At 64.9% G+C, this 16,744-nt stretch carries 18 protein-coding genes and 4 pseudogenes; 21 read left to right on the top strand and 1 reads right to left on the bottom strand.

Annotated elements, in window-relative coordinates; translation table 11 throughout:
- Positions 1–1,089: AAA family ATPase (locus tag YO9_RS18655; RefSeq protein WP_016997879.1), on the top strand; the 1,089-nt coding region annotated here is incomplete at its 5' end.
- 119 nt (positions 1,090–1,208) lie between these two features.
- Here the strand turns inward: YO9_RS18655 and YO9_RS0113015 are convergent.
- A pseudogene (locus YO9_RS0113015) lies at positions 1,209–2,415 on the bottom strand (MFS transporter).
- A 208-nt stretch (positions 2,416–2,623) separates the two neighbouring features.
- Between YO9_RS0113015 and ftsY the strand changes: the two are divergent.
- The 20 genes and pseudogenes from ftsY to lepB (YO9_RS20165) form a co-directional block, all read left to right on the top strand.
- Positions 2,624–3,691: a signal recognition particle-docking protein FtsY gene (gene ftsY, locus YO9_RS0113010; RefSeq protein ID WP_223286553.1), complete on the top strand. Its 1,068-nt coding sequence runs from the start codon at positions 2,624–2,626 to the stop codon at positions 3,689–3,691.
- A gap of 272 nt (positions 3,692–3,963) precedes the next feature.
- Positions 3,964–5,279, top strand: a pseudogene (locus YO9_RS0113005) (ammonium transporter).
- Positions 5,276–5,614: a P-II family nitrogen regulator gene (locus YO9_RS0113000; protein WP_016997876.1), complete on the top strand. Its 339-nt coding sequence runs from the start codon at positions 5,276–5,278 to the stop codon at positions 5,612–5,614. The pseudogene YO9_RS0113005 and the gene YO9_RS0113000 overlap by 4 nt, the downstream one beginning before the upstream one ends.
- A 156-nt stretch (positions 5,615–5,770) precedes the next feature.
- Positions 5,771–7,350: pseudogene (gene ffh, locus YO9_RS0112995) on the top strand (signal recognition particle protein).
- Between the two features lie 7 nt (positions 7,351–7,357).
- Positions 7,358–7,603 carry an NUDIX domain-containing protein gene (locus YO9_RS21005; protein ID WP_317259835.1) on the top strand — a complete coding sequence of 82 codons (246 nt, stop codon included), beginning with the start codon at positions 7,358–7,360 and terminating at the stop codon, positions 7,601–7,603.
- A complete protein-coding gene (locus YO9_RS21000; protein WP_317259834.1) occupies positions 7,594–7,848 on the top strand; it encodes an NUDIX hydrolase in 255 nt (84 codons plus the stop codon). Before YO9_RS21005 ends, YO9_RS21000 begins: the two co-directional genes overlap by 10 nt.
- The gene (locus YO9_RS0112985; RefSeq protein WP_016997875.1) at positions 7,845–8,726 is read left to right on the top strand and encodes a hypothetical protein; all 882 of its coding nucleotides are present in this window, start codon (positions 7,845–7,847) and stop codon (positions 8,724–8,726) included. The genes YO9_RS21000 and YO9_RS0112985 overlap by 4 nt, the downstream gene beginning before the upstream one ends.
- A gap of 29 nt (positions 8,727–8,755) precedes the next feature.
- Positions 8,756–8,947 carry a hypothetical protein gene (locus YO9_RS18650; RefSeq protein ID WP_223286552.1) on the top strand — a complete coding sequence of 64 codons (192 nt, stop codon included), beginning with the start codon at positions 8,756–8,758 and terminating at the stop codon, positions 8,945–8,947.
- Positions 8,923–10,110, top strand: coding sequence for a sensor histidine kinase (locus YO9_RS0112980; protein ID WP_016997870.1), 1,188 nt, complete (start codon positions 8,923–8,925; stop codon positions 10,108–10,110). Before YO9_RS18650 ends, YO9_RS0112980 begins: the two co-directional genes overlap by 25 nt.
- Entirely contained in the window at positions 10,107–10,637 is a 531-nt protein-coding gene (locus YO9_RS0112975) for a response regulator (RefSeq protein ID WP_016997869.1), read from the top strand. The genes YO9_RS0112980 and YO9_RS0112975 overlap by 4 nt, the downstream gene beginning before the upstream one ends.
- 17 nt (positions 10,638–10,654) lie before the next feature.
- The gene (locus YO9_RS20995; protein ID WP_016997868.1) at positions 10,655–10,822 is read left to right on the top strand and encodes a response regulator transcription factor; all 168 of its coding nucleotides are present in this window, start codon (positions 10,655–10,657) and stop codon (positions 10,820–10,822) included.
- A 236-nt stretch (positions 10,823–11,058) separates the two neighbouring features.
- A pseudogene (locus YO9_RS0112965) lies at positions 11,059–12,001 on the top strand (ABC transporter ATP-binding protein).
- Positions 11,998–13,218: an ABC transporter permease gene (locus tag YO9_RS0112960; RefSeq protein ID WP_016997866.1), complete on the top strand. Its 1,221-nt coding sequence runs from the start codon at positions 11,998–12,000 to the stop codon at positions 13,216–13,218. Before YO9_RS0112965 ends, YO9_RS0112960 begins: the two are co-directional and overlap by 4 nt.
- 178 nt (positions 13,219–13,396) lie before the next feature.
- Positions 13,397–13,861: a 30S ribosomal protein S16 gene (gene rpsP, locus YO9_RS0112955; RefSeq protein WP_016997865.1), complete on the top strand. Its 465-nt coding sequence runs from the start codon at positions 13,397–13,399 to the stop codon at positions 13,859–13,861.
- Between the two features lie 2 nt (positions 13,862–13,863).
- Positions 13,864–14,109 carry an RNA-binding protein gene (locus YO9_RS0112950; protein WP_031273282.1) on the top strand — a complete coding sequence of 82 codons (246 nt, stop codon included), beginning with the start codon at positions 13,864–13,866 and terminating at the stop codon, positions 14,107–14,109.
- A 108-nt stretch (positions 14,110–14,217) separates the two neighbouring features.
- Positions 14,218–14,769, top strand: a complete 552-nt coding sequence (rimM, locus tag YO9_RS0112945; protein WP_016997863.1) for a ribosome maturation factor RimM — start codon at positions 14,218–14,220, stop codon at positions 14,767–14,769.
- Between the two features lie 4 nt (positions 14,770–14,773).
- Positions 14,774–15,586 (top strand): tRNA (guanosine(37)-N1)-methyltransferase TrmD, encoded by an 813-nt coding sequence (gene trmD, locus YO9_RS0112940; RefSeq protein WP_016997862.1) that lies wholly within the window; start codon positions 14,774–14,776, stop codon positions 15,584–15,586.
- Between the two features lie 199 nt (positions 15,587–15,785).
- Positions 15,786–16,148 (top strand): 50S ribosomal protein L19, encoded by a 363-nt coding sequence (gene rplS / locus YO9_RS0112935; protein WP_016997861.1) that lies wholly within the window; start codon positions 15,786–15,788, stop codon positions 16,146–16,148.
- Between the two features lie 12 nt (positions 16,149–16,160).
- Positions 16,161–16,520 carry a signal peptidase I gene (gene lepB / locus YO9_RS20170; RefSeq protein WP_016997860.1) on the top strand — a complete coding sequence of 120 codons (360 nt, stop codon included), beginning with the start codon at positions 16,161–16,163 and terminating at the stop codon, positions 16,518–16,520.
- Positions 16,499–16,744 (top strand): signal peptidase I (gene lepB / locus YO9_RS20165; protein WP_016997859.1); only part of this gene is annotated, 246 nt, incomplete at its 3' end. The genes lepB (YO9_RS20170) and lepB (YO9_RS20165), both read left to right, overlap by 22 nt.

Raw genomic sequence — 16,744 nt, 5'->3', positions numbered from 1 at the left:
CGCGTACAGGCCAGCATCGCGCAGGCCGTGGCCCAAGCCGCCGATTACCTGCGGTTGCGGGCGGAGGAATCCGTGACCGAAGCCGCCCGAATCCGGGACGCCGCGGACACGGAACGAGCCGGTCTGGACGAGGCCGCCGGCCGGTTGCGCGCCGAACGGGACGAACTGGCCAAACAGCTCAACGCGGTCACCGAGCAACTGCACCGGGAGGAACTCGACTTGGCCCAGCGGCAGGCCAAGCTGGAGGCACTCGAGAAGGCCTCGCTCGAAGAACTCGGCATGACGCCCGACTATTTGGTGGACCGTTACGGACCCCACTTGCCCGTGCCGGACGCCGATGCCGTATTGGAGGCCGCACAGGAGGCCGAGGAACGCGACGAGGCCCAGGACGTGGACCGCATGCCGACCATGACGGACCCGGGCGCGCCGTTCCGGCGTGACGAGCAGGAGACCCGGCTGCGTCGCGCGGAGAAGCAGCTCAAGGCATTGGGCAAGGTCAACCCGCTGGCGCTAGAAGAATTCGCGGCGCTGGAAGAACGCCACAGCTTCCTGGTCGAGCAACTCGAGGACGTCAAGAACTCCCGCGCGGATCTGCGCAACATCATTCGGCAGGTCGACGAACACGTGGAACGCGTGTTCACCGAGGCCTACCAGGACACCGCCGAGCAATTCGTGCAGGTCTTCGCGACCCTGTTCCCCGGAGGCGAGGGGCGGCTGCGACTCACGGACCCGGACGACATGCTCACCACCGGTGTGGACGTGGAGGCACGGCCAGCGGGCAAGAAGATCAAGCGGTTGTCGCTGCTGTCCGGTGGCGAGCGTTCACTGACCGCGTTGGCGTTGCTCGTGGCCATTTTCAAGGCCCGGCCTTCGCCGTTCTACGTGATGGACGAGGTCGAGGCCGCGCTGGACGACCGCAACCTGGGACGCTTGCTGACCATCTTCCAGCAGCTCCAGGAGAGTTCGCAGCTGATCATCGTGACGCACCAGAAGCGCACCATGGAGATCGCGGACGCACTTTACGGTGTGTCGATGCGCGGGGACGGCGTCAGTCTGGTCGTGGGGCAGAAGCTCGCGGAACTGCGCTGACCTGAGCTGAACTGAAACGCGGTGGACTGGACTGTGTTACCCGAACCAGGCTGACCCACCTGCGCTGAACCGACCTGGGGTCACCAGGCCTGGGCGGAGCCGAACCCCGCTGTCCCGGATCAGGCCCGCTGGTCCTGGCTGCCCGGGTTCTTGTTCTCGGGATTCTCTTCCGGGGGCATGGTCTCTTTGGCGGGCAACCACGCGAGCGCAGCCAGGAGCATGAGCCCACCGGAGACACCGAAGGCCCACCCGAACCCGGCGGCGTCTGCCAACGCCCCGGCCAGGATGGGGCCCAGGATCTGACCGGCGTCCGCGCTCATCTGGTAGCGCGAGAGCACCTTGCCACCGGCCCGCTCGGGGCCGATCACGTCCGCGACCGCTGCCTGCTGGCCGGGGTTGAGCGTGCCGGATCCCATCCCGGAGATCAGGGACAGGAGGACGAACAGGGGTACGGATGACACCAGCCCCACGCCGATGGTCGCCAAGGCGCACACGACCAAGCCGGTGAGAATCAGTGGCTTGCGGCCCAGTTTGTCGGTGAGCCGGCCGGTGAAGGTGAGGGCCAGGGCGTTACCGGCCGCGAACACGGCCAGCGCCAGACCGGCGACCTGCGGACCCTCGCCCACGAGCTGCACGGCCAGCAGCGGGATCAGCGCTACGCGCACACCGTAGGCGGTCCACCCCGTCGCGAAACTGGAGACCAGGCTGAGCGATAGCGCCGAACTCGAAGGCTTCACGGAATTTCATGGGCGGCTGCAGATTCTTCGCCTTGCGAGCGGCCAAGGTCTCGTCCTTGAGCCGGAAGTACACCACGGCGGAGGCAATCAGCAGGGCCACCGCGTAAATGATGAAGGGCGCCTGCATGCCGAATCCGGCCAGCAGTCCGCCCACCACGGGACCCAGGATGCCGCCCAGCAGGAACGCCGTGGCGTAGTAACCGGAGATCCGCCCACGCATCCGCGGCGGTGCCAGACGCACGATCAACCCCATGGCCGACACGGTGAACATGGTGGAACCCACACCACCCAGGCCGCGGAACAGCAGCAATTGCCAGTAGGTTTCCGCGAACGCCGTGGCTGCCGAGGACACCGCCACGACCAACAGGCCGATCAAGTACGTGGGCCGTTCACCCAGTTTGTTCACCACCGCGCCACTGGCCGGTGCGAACAACAGCCGGCACAGCGCGAAGGCACTCACCACGGCGGAGGCCGCAGCAACCCCCACCCCGAAGCTCGACGCGAACTGCGGCAGCACCGGAGCCACGATTCCGTAGCCGATCGCGATCACGAACGCCGCTGCGATCAACACTTTGATCTGCGGCGGCACCTTCTCCTTCGGAGCGCCCGAGGTATCGCCCGCTGTGTCCGCCGGGGGGACCGTTGATTGCGGTCCCGTGGCGGGCAGATCGGAGGGATCAGTGGGCGTCGGATCTTCGTATGGGCGGGACACGTCGAACAGTTTATGGAACATTAGAAGGGTGACCACGACTCAATGGATTTGGATACTCGTTATAGCCGTCATAGCGGTGGCGCTCATGGTGATTTTCGGCACCATGCTGCTCCGCAAGCCCAAGGCTCCCAAGGGCGGCTACCAAACAACTCGGGACGTCGATGACATCCCACCGGCCGAAGGCGACGTGCTCGTCGAGGAGCGCCCGGGCACCACGATCGAACGGCCCGAGTCGGCGCTGGGCCGCCTGGCCCGGCTGCGCGGTCGCCTGTCCAAGTCGAACAACGTGCTGGGCAAGGGTCTGCTGGCCCTGTTGTCCCGCGAGCGCATCGATCAAGATGTTTGGGACGAGATCGAGGACACGCTGCTCATGGCGGACCTCGGTACGGACGCGTCCCTGGAACTGGTCGAGAATCTGCAGAAGCGCGTTCGCATCGAGGGCACGCAGGATCCCGCGCACGTCAAGGCCATGCTGCGCGAAGAGCTGCTCAAGCTCGTGGATCCCACCATGGACCGTTCCATCAACTCGGTGGGCGCGCCCGGCAAACCCGCCGTGGTTCTGGTCGTGGGCGTCAACGGCGTGGGCAAGACCACCACGGTGGGCAAGCTTGCTCGCGTTCTGGTGGCGGAGGACAAAGACGTGCTGTTGGGCGCGGCGGATACGTTCCGCGCCGCGGCTGCCGATCAGCTCGAGACCTGGGGTGCCCGGGTGGGCGTTGCCACGGTGCGTTCCGAACAGGAAGGCGCGGACCCGGCGTCGGTCGCCTTCGACGCCGTGCAGGCCGGTATCGAACAAGAGTCGGACGTGGTGCTGATCGACACCGCCGGCCGCTTGCAGAACAAGGCCGGTCTGATGGACCAGCTGGGCAAGATCAAGCGCGTGGTCACCAAGGCCGCCGAGGTGGACGAGGTCCTCCTCGTGATCGACGCGACCACGGGTCAGAACGGCATGACCCAGGCCAAGGTCTTCGCCGAGGCCGTGAACATCACCGGCATCGTGCTCACCAAGCTGGACGGAACCGCCAAGGGCGGCATCGTGGTGGCCATCCAGCGTGCCCTGGGCGTGCCGGTCAAGCTCATCGGCCTGGGCGAAGGTCCCGACGACCTCGCGCCCTTCGACGCCGATCAGTTCGTGGACGCGCTGCTCGACTGAGTACGACGCCGCTCCGGTAGTTTTCGGCGCCCGCCCCGTTTCGGGGCGGCGCCTTTTCGTGCTTGCGCTAGTCACGTGGATATTCGTTGGGCTGGCGGCGCTGGATAGCGGGATTTCCCACCGTGATCCGTAACACGGTTGTCACGAACGGGGATGAAACGAAACACGGGCGAAACCGATCTCGAACCACAACCGAAACACGCGCGCTCTTTACTCGTTACCAACGGATAACCGTTGGACAGAACTTTGAGATTGAGACGAGGTGAGCTCGCGTGGAATTGACGGCGGGACACGTGTGGACTTTGGTGGCGGCGGGACTGGTGTTCTTCATGACACCGGGACTCGCGCTTTTTTACGGAGGCATGACCCGGGCCAAGGGCGTGCTGAACATGATGATGATGAGCTTCATCTCCATCGCGATCGTGGCCGTGGTGTGGGTGTTGTGGGGGGCCTCGATGTCTTCCGGCGACGCGATCCTGGGCGGACTGGTGGCTGATCCCACCGCCAGCTTCGGCCTGCACGGACTGATCGGTTCCGAGGACCTACTGGGCAGTGCCTTCGGTATTACTTTCGCGATCATCACGGTCGCGTTGATCTCCGGTGCCATTGCCGATCGCACCAAGTTCGGCAGCTGGGTCGTGTTCACCCTGGTGTGGATCACCGCGGTGTACTTCCCGCTGTCCTTCATGGTGTGGGGTGGCGGCCTGTGGTCCGAGGGTGGCGCCTTGGCCGAGATGTTCGGCGAACCCATCGACTTCGCGGGCGGCCTGGTGGTCCACATCAACGCAGGCGTGGCGGCACTCGTGCTGATCCTGCTCATCGGTGCCCGCAAAGGCTTCGGCAAGGACTCCGGCCAGCGACCCCACAACCTGCCCCTGGTGATGCTGGGTGCGGCGATCCTGTGGTTCGGCTGGTTCGGCTTCAACGTGGGTGCCGCGGCAACCGCGGAACAGGCGGCACTCATCTGGACCAACACCCTGGTGGCCCCGGCGGCCGCCATGCTGACCTGGTTGCTCACCGAAAAGATCCGTGACGGTCACGCGACGTCACTGGGCGCGGCCTCCGGCGTGGTGGCCGGTTTGGTGGCCATCACCCCCGCGTGTGCCAACGTCTCGCCCCTGGGTGCGATCGCCCTGGCCGCAGTGCCGGTGTGCTGTCCGCGCTCGCCGTGGGTATGAAGTACAAGATCGGCCTGGACGACTCGCTGGACGTGATCGGTGTGCACCTGGTCTCGGGCATCGTGGGTACCGTTGCTCTCGGTTTCCTGGCCATTCCCTCGGAGGGACAGGCGGGCCTGTTCTACGGCGGCGGCTGGGCGCTCATGGGCTCCCAGGTGACCTCCACCGTGTTCGCCGTGCTCTACACCGGTGTGCTCACCCTGATCATTGGAATGCTCATCAAGGTCACCATGGGTCTGCGCATCTCCACTCAGGACGAGGTGGACGGCATCGACGTCACCCAGCACGCAGAATCCGCGTACTCCCTCAAGGACGAGGCCACCGGTTACTTTGCCGGAACCTCCCCGTCGCGGCCCCTCCCGGGCACCGCTGAGGCCCCTGCCCACGCCAAGGAAGGATCTTCCCTGTGAAACTCATCACCGCAGTCGTACGACCCGACAAGTTCAGCGACGTCAAGGACGCACTGGAGGCCTTCGGTATCCAAGGAATGACAGTGCTCACCGTGCACGGCTACGGCCGGCAGCGCGGACACACCGAGGTCTACCGCGGAGCCGAGTACACCGTGGACCTGCTGGAGAAGGTACGTGTCGAGACACTCGTGGCGGATGACATCGCCGCGGACGTGGTCAACGTGATCGTGTCCTCCGCCCACTCCGGTTCCGCCGGTGACGGCAAGGTGTGGGTCACCTCGGTGGACGAGATGGTGCGCGTGCGCACCGGCGAACGCGGGGAGTCCGCGCTCTAGCGGCGCGGCGGCGTCGTCACCCGAAAAAGACCGAACGCACCGCGGGGCACTCAAGGTGGCCCCGCGGTGCGTTCGTCTCGTTCCGGGGACCCGGTTGGGCTTGATAACCTGGGACACTGACCCCATCCGTTGACCGACGAAAGCAGCGACTGCCCCGTGTTCAACTCACTGTCCGACCGGCTTACAGCGACCTTCAAGAACCTGCGCGGCAAGGGTAGGTTGTCCGAAGCGGATGTGGACGCCACCGTACGGGAAATCCGCCGCGCCCTTCTCGAGGCGGACGTCGCCGTTCCCGTGGTCCGGGAATTCACCGCCACCATCAAGGAACGCGCTCTGGGTTCCGAGGTGTCCGAGGCGCTGAACCCCGGCCAGCAGGTCGTCAAGATCGTCAACGAGGAACTCAAGAACGTTCTGGGTGGCGAGACCCGCCGCATCAACCTGGCCAAGTCGGGCCCCACCGTGATCATGCTCGCGGGTCTGCAGGGTGCCGGTAAGACCACCCTGGCCGGCAAGCTCGGCAAGTGGCTCACCGATCAGGGGCACAAGCCCGTTCTGGTCGCCTCCGACCTTCAGCGTCCCAACGCCGTGACCCAGCTCCAGGTGGTCGGTCAGCGCGCCGGTGTTCCGGTGTTCGCTCCCGAGCCCGGTGCCACCTCGGAATTCGATGACCCCACCGGCGATCCCGTGAAGGTCGCCCGCGACGGCGTGGCACACGCCCGCGCCAAGCTCTACGACGTGGTCATCGTCGATACCGCCGGTCGTCTGGGCATCGACGAAGCCTGATGCGCCAGGCCCGCGACATCCGCAACGCCGTGAACCCGGACGAAGTGCTCTTCGTCATCGACGCCATGGTCGGCCAGGATGCGGTCAACACCGCCAAGGCCTTCGACGACGGCGTGGACTTCACCGGCGTGGTGCTCTCCAAGCTCGACGGCGACGCCCGCGGCGGTGCCGCGCTCTCCGTCCGCTCGGTCACCGGCAAGCCCATCATGTTCGCCTCCACCGGCGAGGGCGTGCGCGACTTCGAGCAGTTCCACCCGGACCGCATGGCCTCCCGCATCCTGGACATGGGTGACGTCCTCACGCTCATCGAGCAGGCTGAGAAGCAGTGGACAAGACCGAGGCCGAGCGCATGGCCAAGAAGTTCACCGACCAGGAGGACTTCACCTTCGAGGACTTCCTCGCCCAGATGCAGCAGCTGCGCAAGATGGCTCGATGAAGAAGATGCTCAGCATGATGCCCGGTGCGGCAGGGATGCGTGAGCAGCTCGAGAACTTCGACGAGCGCGAGATCGACCGCGTGGAAGCCATCGTGCGTTCCATGACCCCGCACGAGCGCGTGGCCCCCAAGATCATCAACGGCTCCCGCCGCGCCCGTATCGCCCGCGGTTCCGGTGTGTCCGTGTCCGAGGTCAACCAGCTGATGGAGCGCTTCGCCCAGGCTCAGAAGATGATGAAGCGCTGGCCCAGGGCAAGGGAGTTCCCGGTATGCCCGGTGGCATCCCCGGTATGGGCGGCGGCGCCGGCGGTGGTGGTGGCAAGAAGGGCAAGGCCAAGAAGAAGGGCGCCAAGGGCTCGCGTTCCGGTAACCCTGCTAAGCGCGCCCAGGAGAACGCCGCCATTGCCAGCGGTCAGAAGCCCGCGGCCAAGGGCAGTGCCTTTGGTGCGCAGCAGGAACAGCCAGACCTGGAGTCCTTGAACCTTCCCAAGGGCTTCGAGAAATTCCTCGGAAAGTGAGTTGGTAGTGGGTTCATACCTTTCAGATCAAGAACTGCGCGAGTTCATCGGAACGCTGCCCACGCGGCGGCTGGCGGCGTCGGCCGTTATCCGAGACGAGAACGGGCGCATTCTCACGGTGGAACCCAACTACAAGTCCGAATGGACCCTGCCCGGCGGCACGGTGGAGGCGGGGGAGGACCCCCGCAGCGCGTGCTTCCGTGAAGTGATCGAAGAAGTGGGACTGCACCTGCCGAAGGGCGCATGCTGTTGATCATGCACGGTCTCAACATGGGCATGTGGGGGGACTCGGTCGCGTTCCTCTACGACGGCGGGCAGATCCCCTCCGATTCGCAGATCACGGTCCAGGAAGAAGAGCTGTTGTCCTACCGCTGGGTTGCTCCGCAGGATCTGGAAACCGTGCTCTCGGCCGGCATGTCACAGCGAATCCGCGACGCCTGGAGGCCCTGGAACAGGCACCGTGCCGAACACGTAATTGACGGAGGAAAGCGTTCATGACAGACCAACAACTCAATCGGGTCGCGGTCCTGGTGCACGCTGACGCGCCCGAACTGCCCTTCCTGGCCAATCTTCTGGACGCAAGCTTCACCGCGGTCACCCGCAACGGGTGGGCCGTGGTGCTGCCCGATGATGACATGGATCCCGCCTTCATCGCCGCGGTCCACCCCGGTGACATGTGTATTGCGATTTCCTCGGACGGTGCCGAACGCAGCCTCACGGTGTACCCGCGGACGGATTCGGACCGCGACGAAGAAGCTGAACTCAATCATCAGATCGAGATGGGCCGCACGGCAACGCTGAGTTGGGAAGCCGAGCACAGCGACATAGCGGACATCCTCGGTGGCGAGGGTGAAACTGTTCCGCAGCGACAGGTGGCCACGGACGTCGAACGGGACATCAAGGTCGCGGTGGAGGCCATTGCCTCGATCTGCTCCCTGGACCCCGCAGCAACGGCTCGCCTGGAAAACTACGCCGCAACGCCCAGCTCGGGTTTGTTGCTGGAATCGGTGCTGCAGTTGCTGGGTGTGCCCGTGGTGGCCGCGAAGCTCGTGGAATCCGAGCGTTCCGTGGACGACATGGAGGACGCTCGTCACTACGAACCCAAGGCCTTCGGTCTGTCGCTGGTGGACGCCGTGACCACGGAACCGTCCGGCAACGATCTGGTGTCTCGGGTCCAGCGCGTGTACTTCCGCCACCCTGAGATCCTGCTGGCCGTGGGCGGTGCCGAACTGGTCGCGGGCTCCACGCTGGCGGCACTGGCTCGCCGCGGTGGCCGGGGATCGCGCGTGCTCGGCACCGCATCCGCGGTTTTGCTGACCGATGCCGCGGGGCAGGCTGCCCTGTGGGCGGCGGTGCGGGCGCGTAAGAAGTCGTAGTGGCGCGGTTCGACTGGACCCGACGGTGGGTGTCCGCACTGCCTGATCCGGACGAACCGGACTGGCAGCGGCCACGTCCCACGCCCCACGAGCTGTCCCGTGATATCTGGCTGGCCGCGGGAGTGGCTGCAGCCTCCGTGCTGTCGCTGGCACTGATCCAGAGCTACACATCGTTTCCCGGAGACCAGCATGGTGGATGGGTTACCTGGCGTCGGTCCTGATGGCCGTGCCGCTGGCTATCCGCCGCCGCTTCCCGATTGCTGGTGTGGTGGCCGCCTCGGCCGTGTTCATGTGGGCCTATTACGTGGTACCCCAGGTCAACATGCAACTGTTCTTCCAGATCGCCTACTTTGCCAGCGTGTACTCCATGGTTGCGTGGGGTCGTTCCCGGCAGCTCGTAACACTCATGGTGGTGGGCCTGGCCGTGTTCACCGCCGGGTGGCTGACGGTGGATTGGACGATCACCAATTCCTATGCGGAGGTTTTGAACAACCTCGAAGAGACCTCCGGGCCGTTTTCTGCGGCGGTGGGCATCATGGGCTACACCGTGGTCATGAACATCGTCTATTTCGGTGGTGCCGCGGTCATGGGACGTTCTTCGTGGCGCAGGGCCCTGGACCGGCGCAGACTGCGCGAACAGGCATGGCGCATTGCTCAGCAGTCCGAACAGTTGGCCAATCGGGCGGTCGTCGAGGAACGGCTGCGCATCGCACGTGAACTCCACGATGTGGTGGCCCATCACGTGTCCGCGATCGGGATCCAGGCCGGTGCCGCACGAACCGTCATGGCCAAGAACCCTGAGGCGGCCGCTGCCGCCCTGAGTACCGTTGAAGCCTCCAGCAGGCAGGCCGTCACGGAAATGCGCGAGCTATTGGGAGTGTTGCGCGCCGAGGACGGCAGTGTTCTGCCCGCGCAATCACGTACTCCGGAACCCCGATTGAGCGAACTGGACGATCTCGTGGCTTCCCATGCCCGCAACGGTCTGGCGGTCACGCTCAACACCTCGTTGGAACATCCCGAGGACCTCGAGCAGCTCCCCGGATCCCTCCAACTGACCGTGTACCGGTGCTTGCAAGAGGCCTTGGCCAACGTGACTCGACACTCAACAGCCCGCGAAGCGACTGCCGTGGTGCGCACCGGATCCACAACGGACGATTCCGAGGAGCGCGAGACCAAGGCATGGGTTGAACTGGAAGTCACCGATCAAGGCCAATCCAAACCGGGCACCGAAGGCTCGGGTTTCGGCCTCAAGGGCATCACCGAGCGTGCACGGCTCTACAACGGGGTGACCGAGATCGGCCCGCGCACACCCGGCCCTGGGTGGCGCGTTCGCGTCCGCATTCCCCGTCCCCACACCCGCGCTACCCAGGAGGTCACCCCGTGATCCGAGTTCTGTTGGCTGACGATCACGAACTGGTGCGATCCGGATTCGCGCTCATGCTCACCGTCGAGGAGAACGTGGAGGTGGTCGGTCAGGTCGCCAACGGCAAGGACGCCGTGGCCCACGTGCTCGACAGCCCCGTGGACGTAGTGCTCATGGATGTTCAGATGCCCGTGATGGACGGCATTGAAGCCACACGTCTCATCACGGAAGCCACGGACACCAAGGTCATCATCCTCACGACCTTCGACCGGGACGACTACCTCTTCGACGCGTTGCGTGCCGGGGCCAGTGGGTTTCTACTCAAGAACGCGTCCCCGGAGGACCTCGTGGCCGCGGTGCACGCAGTGGTTGACGGCCACGCCCTGCTCGCCCCGGAGGCCACTCTTCGGGTAGTCCAGCAACTGACCCAGCACGACGCCGCTCACGCACCTCGCGAGCGACGGTGGGGTCTGATGGTGGGGCGGCGGCGTCGGCGAGCGAAGTTCCCGAGCGGACGGGTGAGCAGCAACGCATCATCGATTCCCTGACGGCTCGAGAGCGCGAGGTGCTCACCCTCGCGGCGGAGGGGCTGTCCAACGGAGAGATCTGCGACAAGCTGGTGGTGGGGCAGGCCACGGTCAAGACGCATATTTCCAATGTGTTGGCCAAGGTGGGTGCGCGCGACCGCGTGCAAGCGGTGGTCTTCGCCTACAGATCGGGCATGGTCGCCTGACTCGTCGCTGTTTCTACGGCACTCCCACCCCCGCCGGTCGGCCGCACTCCCATGCGAGCCCGAGGCTCAAAGGCACCCGGTTCGGCAACACCCCGCGTACACCGCAGGGCGGAGCGGAAGTTCCGCCGCGGGGCTGATCTCCTGGACCGACTCTCCTCCTAGGCTGGAAACAGCCAGCCGCGCCGTGTTTCGCACACACCACGGCCAAGGGGACGGCACAGATCCGAGGAGACAGTATGAGGTTGAAAGAGCCGGGGGCGGCGTACAGCTCCGTCCACTACTCACCACCGCGCGCAGGGGGCACGCTGGAGGTGCAGGACCTGACGCGAAAATTCGGCGACCGCACCGTGGTGGACCACGTTTCCTTCCGCGTGGAACCCGGACAGATGACGGGGTTCGTGGGGGCGAACGGCGCTGGCAAGACCACCACCATGCGCATGATCATGGGCGTGCTCGACCAGCATGGCGGCACCGTCCTGTGGAACGGCCAGCCGATCAACGCCCGAGCACGCTCGCGGTTCGGCTACATGCCTGAGGAGCGTGGGCTGTACCCCAAGCAACGCATTGCCGATCAGCTGGGTTATCTGGGACAACTCCACGGCATGGACCGGTCCCGGGCGCTGAGGGAGGCGCACCGCTTGCTGGACCGTTTCGGCCTGGGGGAGCGGGCCAAGGACCGGTTGGAGACCCTCTCCCTTGGCAATCAGCAGCGCGTCCAGGTCGCCGCGGCACTGTTGCACGATCCGTGGCGCTGGTCTTGGACGAACCTTTCTCTGGCCTGGATCCCACCGCGGTCGACGCCATGGTGGGACTGTTGCGTGAATACATGGCGCGTGGCGTGCCCGTACTCTTTTCATCCCATCAACTGGATCTGATCGACCGCCTGTGTGACGCCTGGTGGTGCTCGACCAGGGCACGGTCCGCCTGGCCGGACCGGTCGAGCAGTTACGAGCGGCGCGTCCGGAACAGTATCGACTGGTGTGCGACTCGGACGCAGGCTGGACCCGAGGAGAACCCGGGGTGGAAGTCGTGGACCTTGACGGCAACACGGCCATCCTTCAGCCCGTCGATGCGCAGGCTCGCGATCACCTGGCACGCGAAGCTGCAGCCCGAGGCATGATCGAATTCGCCCGACTTCGCCCCTCGCTGGGAGATCTCTACCGGGAGGCCATCCAATGAGCAACGACATGACGACCTCCACCGCGGCCCCTACCGCCGCAGAAGAGGAGCAAGCCACCACGGCATCCGTCCCCTGGCTGACCGTGATGAACCGCGAGATCGGCGTCAAGCTGAGGGACCGTGCCTTCGTTCTGTCCACCGTGCTCACGGTGCTCGGCATCATCGGGTTCACCGCGTTCATGTTCTTCATGAGCGAGCGCACCACCAGCTACACCGTGGCCGCGACCGACCCGCAGGCGGTCGCCGTGGTGGAGACCGCCAGGGACTCCGCCGGTGAAAACACCAGTATCGAAGTGCAGTCGGCTACACCGGACGAGGCTCGGCAGCTACTGGAGAACGAGGACATCGACGCCGCCGTGTCTCGCGGCGAGGACTCCTGGGTGCTCACGGCACGCACCTCCATGGACAACTCTCTGAGCGGCATGCTTTCGGACGCCGCTCGCGACGTGACGGCGCAGGAGAACGCCGCGGCCGCCGGAACGACCACCGAGCAATTGGCGGCCGGGTCGGAGGTACAAACACGCACACTGTCCGACGAACCCGACCGTGGTGTGGCGGCCAACGTGCTGGGTTTCGTCTTCGCGATGCTGTTCTACACCGCCGCCATCATCTTCGGCATGGCCATTGCCAACTCGGTGCTCGAGGAGAAGCAGAACCGGGTGGTGGAGATCCTGGCCACGGCCATCCCGGTTCGCCACATCCTTTACGGCAAGGTGATCGGCAATTGCCTGCTGGCCTACGCGCAGATCATTCTGTACGGAGTTGTCGGATTACTGGGGGTGAATCTGCTCGGTCAAGCCGAATTGATCGGTTGGATCTTGGAAGCCTCGGGGTGGTTCATCGGGTTCTTCGTGGTGGGCTTCGCTGCCCAGGCAAGCATCTGGGCCGTACTTGGTTCGTTGGCTTCCCGTACTGAGGACCTTCAGTCCAACACCGGGCCCATCATGTCCGTACTCATTGCAGCGCTGCTCGTGGGATTGTTCGCCAAGGGAGCCTGGCTCACCGTGGCCTCCTACGTTCCGCTGGTGTCATCCGTGGCCATGCCCGTGCGCATGCTCACGGACACCGTGCAGTGGTGGGAACCGTGGTTGGCGTTGGGATTGTGCGCGGTCTTCGGCTTGATCATGTTCCGCGTGGGAGAACGGGTGTACCAGCGAGCGGTCTTCCAGGGCGGTCAGGCGCTCACATGGCGCAAGGCACTCAAACTCGAGAGGTAAACCACGTTCGTCCTGCACACCGGGGTTTGACACATGTGGCACAATAGACGGGTACTCGAACCGTGCGGACCCTCTCACCGCGCGTGTATCGCGTCCACAGGAAATCCCACCCAGGCCCGCCCCACGGGTGCATGTGTGTGCATTTCCGACCACATTCGAAACAGGAGTAACCACTCAAGTGGCAGTTAAGATTCGTCTCAAGCGCATGGGTAAAATGCGCGATCCCCGTTACCGCGTTGTCATCGTCGACTCCCGCAAGAAGCGCGATGGTCGTGTCATCGAGGAGGTCGGCGTCTACCAGCCGACCGAGCACCCCTCTTACATCAACCTGGTTTCCGACCGGATCCAGTACTGGCTCGGCGTGGGCGCACAGCCCTCTGACGCCGTGGCAGCACTGCTGAAGATCACCGGTGACTGGCAGAAGTTCAAGGGTGAGCCCGGTGCCGAGGGTACCTACAAGGCCCCCGAGACCAAGGCTGAGTTCGTGGCACCCGACAAGGGTTCCGTGATCATCCCCGAGGCCATCACTCCCAAGGCTGACAAGGCCGAAGCTTCCGAGCAGGCCGAAGCGCCCGCCGAAGAAGCTTCCACCGAGGGTGCGGCTGAGGAATCCACGGAGGACAACGCCGAGAAGGCAGAGTGAGCATGCTCGCCGAGGCTCTGGAACACCTGGTTCGCGGCATTGTGGACAGCCCCGAGGACGTCACCGTTCGCTCACGCGAAGGTCGCCGCGGGCAGATCCTCGAGGTTCGGGTTCACCCCGATGACCTCGGCCGCGTGATCGGGCGTTCCGGACGCACCGCCAAGGCTCTGCGCACCGTCGTCACGGCCCTGGCACCCGGCGAAAATGTGCGCGTAGACGTGGTCGATACCGACCGTCGTCGTCGCTAAAGACCGCGCGTACGTGAACGGCCCCTGTTTCCTGCAGACGCGGGAGACGGGGGCCGTCATCATTTGGTAGACATTTCATACCGGTCCAGATCCGGCAAAGGAGATCTCATGAGCGTTCGGATTGCACGCATCGGCAAACCCCACGGCGTGCGCGGAGAAGTCACGGTGCAGTTGTTCACCGATGATCCCGAATCGCGTTTCGCGCCCGGTTCGGTTCTGAGCGTCCAGTGGCCCCAGGGCAAGCCCGACGGCGCCACGGGACTTCCCGAGTCGCTCACCGCGTCAGGGTTCCGCTGGAACAAGAAGGTGCTGATCGCCCGCTTCGAGGAGATCACCGACCGCAACCGCGCCGAAGAGATGCGCGGATCTCAGCTGTTCGCCGAGCCCCACGAAGTGGAGCTGGATGACGACGAGTGGCACCAGGACGACCTGCTCGGCCTGATGGCCGTGGACACCACCCGCGAGGACCGCGAGGTCGGCAAGGTCACCGCGTTGATATCCGGCGCGGCACAAGACTTGCTGGAACTGGAACTCGTGGGGGAGCGGCGTCGTATTCTGATTCCGTTCGTGGAAGAAATCGTGCCGGAAGTGGATCTGGAGACCGGGCGCGTGCTGTTGACGCCGCCCGCCGGTCTGCTGGACCTCGGGTCGGAGGAGTAGGACCGTGCGCATCGATGTGCTGAGCATCTTCCCCGAATACCTGGCACCGCTCGAGCTGTCGCTGATCGGCAAGGCCATGACGGACGGCGTGCTGCAACTGTCCGTGACCGACCCCCGGAGCTTCGCCACGGATCGGCACCGCACGGTGGATGACACCCCGTACGGCGGCGGGGCGGGCATGGTCATGAAGCCCGAACCGTGGGCGCAAGCGCTCGAGTCGGTGACCGCAGCGGCGTCGTCCGGCCGCAAGCCCGTGCTCGTGGTGCCCTCACCTGCGGGGGAAGTGTTCACCCAGGATGTCGCGTACGAACTGGCCGATGAAGAGCACCTCGTCTTCGCGTGCGGCCGCTATGAGGGGATCGACGAGCGCTTCATCGAATGGGCCTCCGGGTACGCGGTGGTGCGCCCCATGAGCCTGGGCGACTACGTGCTCAATGGGGGAGAAGTGGCGGTCCTGGCCATGGTCGAGGCCGTGACCCGGCTGATTCCCGGCGTGATCGGCAATCCAGAATCCTTGGCCGAGGAGTCCCACACCGGTGGGCTGCTCGAATACCCGGTGTACACCAAACCGGCCGTGTGGCGAGAGCGTGCCATTCCGGACATGTTGCTGTCAGGTCACCACGGGAACATTGCCCGGTGGCGCCGTGACCAGCAATTGCACCGAACCGCCCAGCGCCGCCCGGACATGATCGAGCAACTCAACCCGGCCGACCTGAACAAGGCCGATCTGGCCATCCTGCGCGAGCACGGTTTCCAGGTGGTCAACGGGTCGTTCCAGATCTGCGCTCCCGAACCCGCGGATGGCATACAGGGCTAGTCGAAATATGGCATAATGGGTCGCTGTGCGTGAGTTGGGCACGCCCCTGCCGCAGGGGGGAGAGCGACCAACAACCACGCATTCGAAATCACCACACCGGCCCGATTTCGACATACTTCTGCGCGTCGGCTCAAACCTTCATGGCTGAGCCGCGCGGACCACACGCGATCGACCTGCGGCAGTCGCGAGGAGAAAAAGCATGAACCTTATCGATCAGCTTGATGCCAAGTCCCTGCGTAACGACATTCCGGATTTCCGCCCCGGCGACACCCTGAATGTCCACGTGAACATCATTGAAGGTAACCGTTCGCGTGTTCAGGTCTTCAAGGGCTACGTCATGGGCCGTCAGGGCTCCGGCGTCCGCGAGACCTTCACCGTTCGCAAGGTCAGCTTCGGTGTTGGCGTGGAGCGTACCTTCCCGGTGCACTCCCCGATCATCGACAAGATCGAGCTCGTGAGCCGCGGTGACGTGCGTCGTGCCAAGCTCTACTACATGCGCGATCGCCACGGTAAGGCAGCTCGTATCCGCGAGAAGCGTGACTCGAGCGCTTCCAGCAAGTAAGCATTCTTCCACGTGCACCTGCACTCGGAACGCACGGAGGGCCCGGCATCTGCCGGGTCCTCCGCTGTACGTGCACCCCTTTCCCCGCGGCGCTGGTGGCTGTGGGTCATCACCATTGCCGTGCTGGCAGCGCTGCTCATCGCGGCTGCGGTGCGTGCGTTCGTGGTGGACGTCTACTGGGTGGGTTCCAACTCGATGGAACCCACGCTGCAGGGCGGGGACCGAGTGCTGGTGAACAAACTCGGTGACCCGGATGACCTGCAGCGCGGTCAGCTCGTGGTCTTCGACGGCCGCGGTTCCCTGGACCCGTTGCATTCCACGGACCCTGGTACTCACAGGCCGTCAACGGCGTGGGTCGCTGGCTGGGCCTGACCGGCTCGTCCACCGCCTACGTCAAGCGCGTGATGGCGGTCCCCGGGGACACCATCGAATGCTGTGACGCTCAGGGGAAGATCACGGTCAACGGACAGCCTCTGGACGAGGACTATGTGTACCCTGACGACCAGCCCTCGGACATTCCCTTCGCCGTGCACGTTCCTGCGGATCGCGTGTGGCTCATGGGTGATCACCGTAGCGAATCCGTCGATTCACGATCC

It is taken from the genome of Kocuria atrinae C3-8, from assembly GCF_000286355.1.
Lineage (GTDB): Bacteria > Actinomycetota > Actinomycetes > Actinomycetales > Micrococcaceae > Kocuria > Kocuria atrinae_A.
This window is presented reverse-complemented; position numbering and strand designations above follow the sequence as displayed.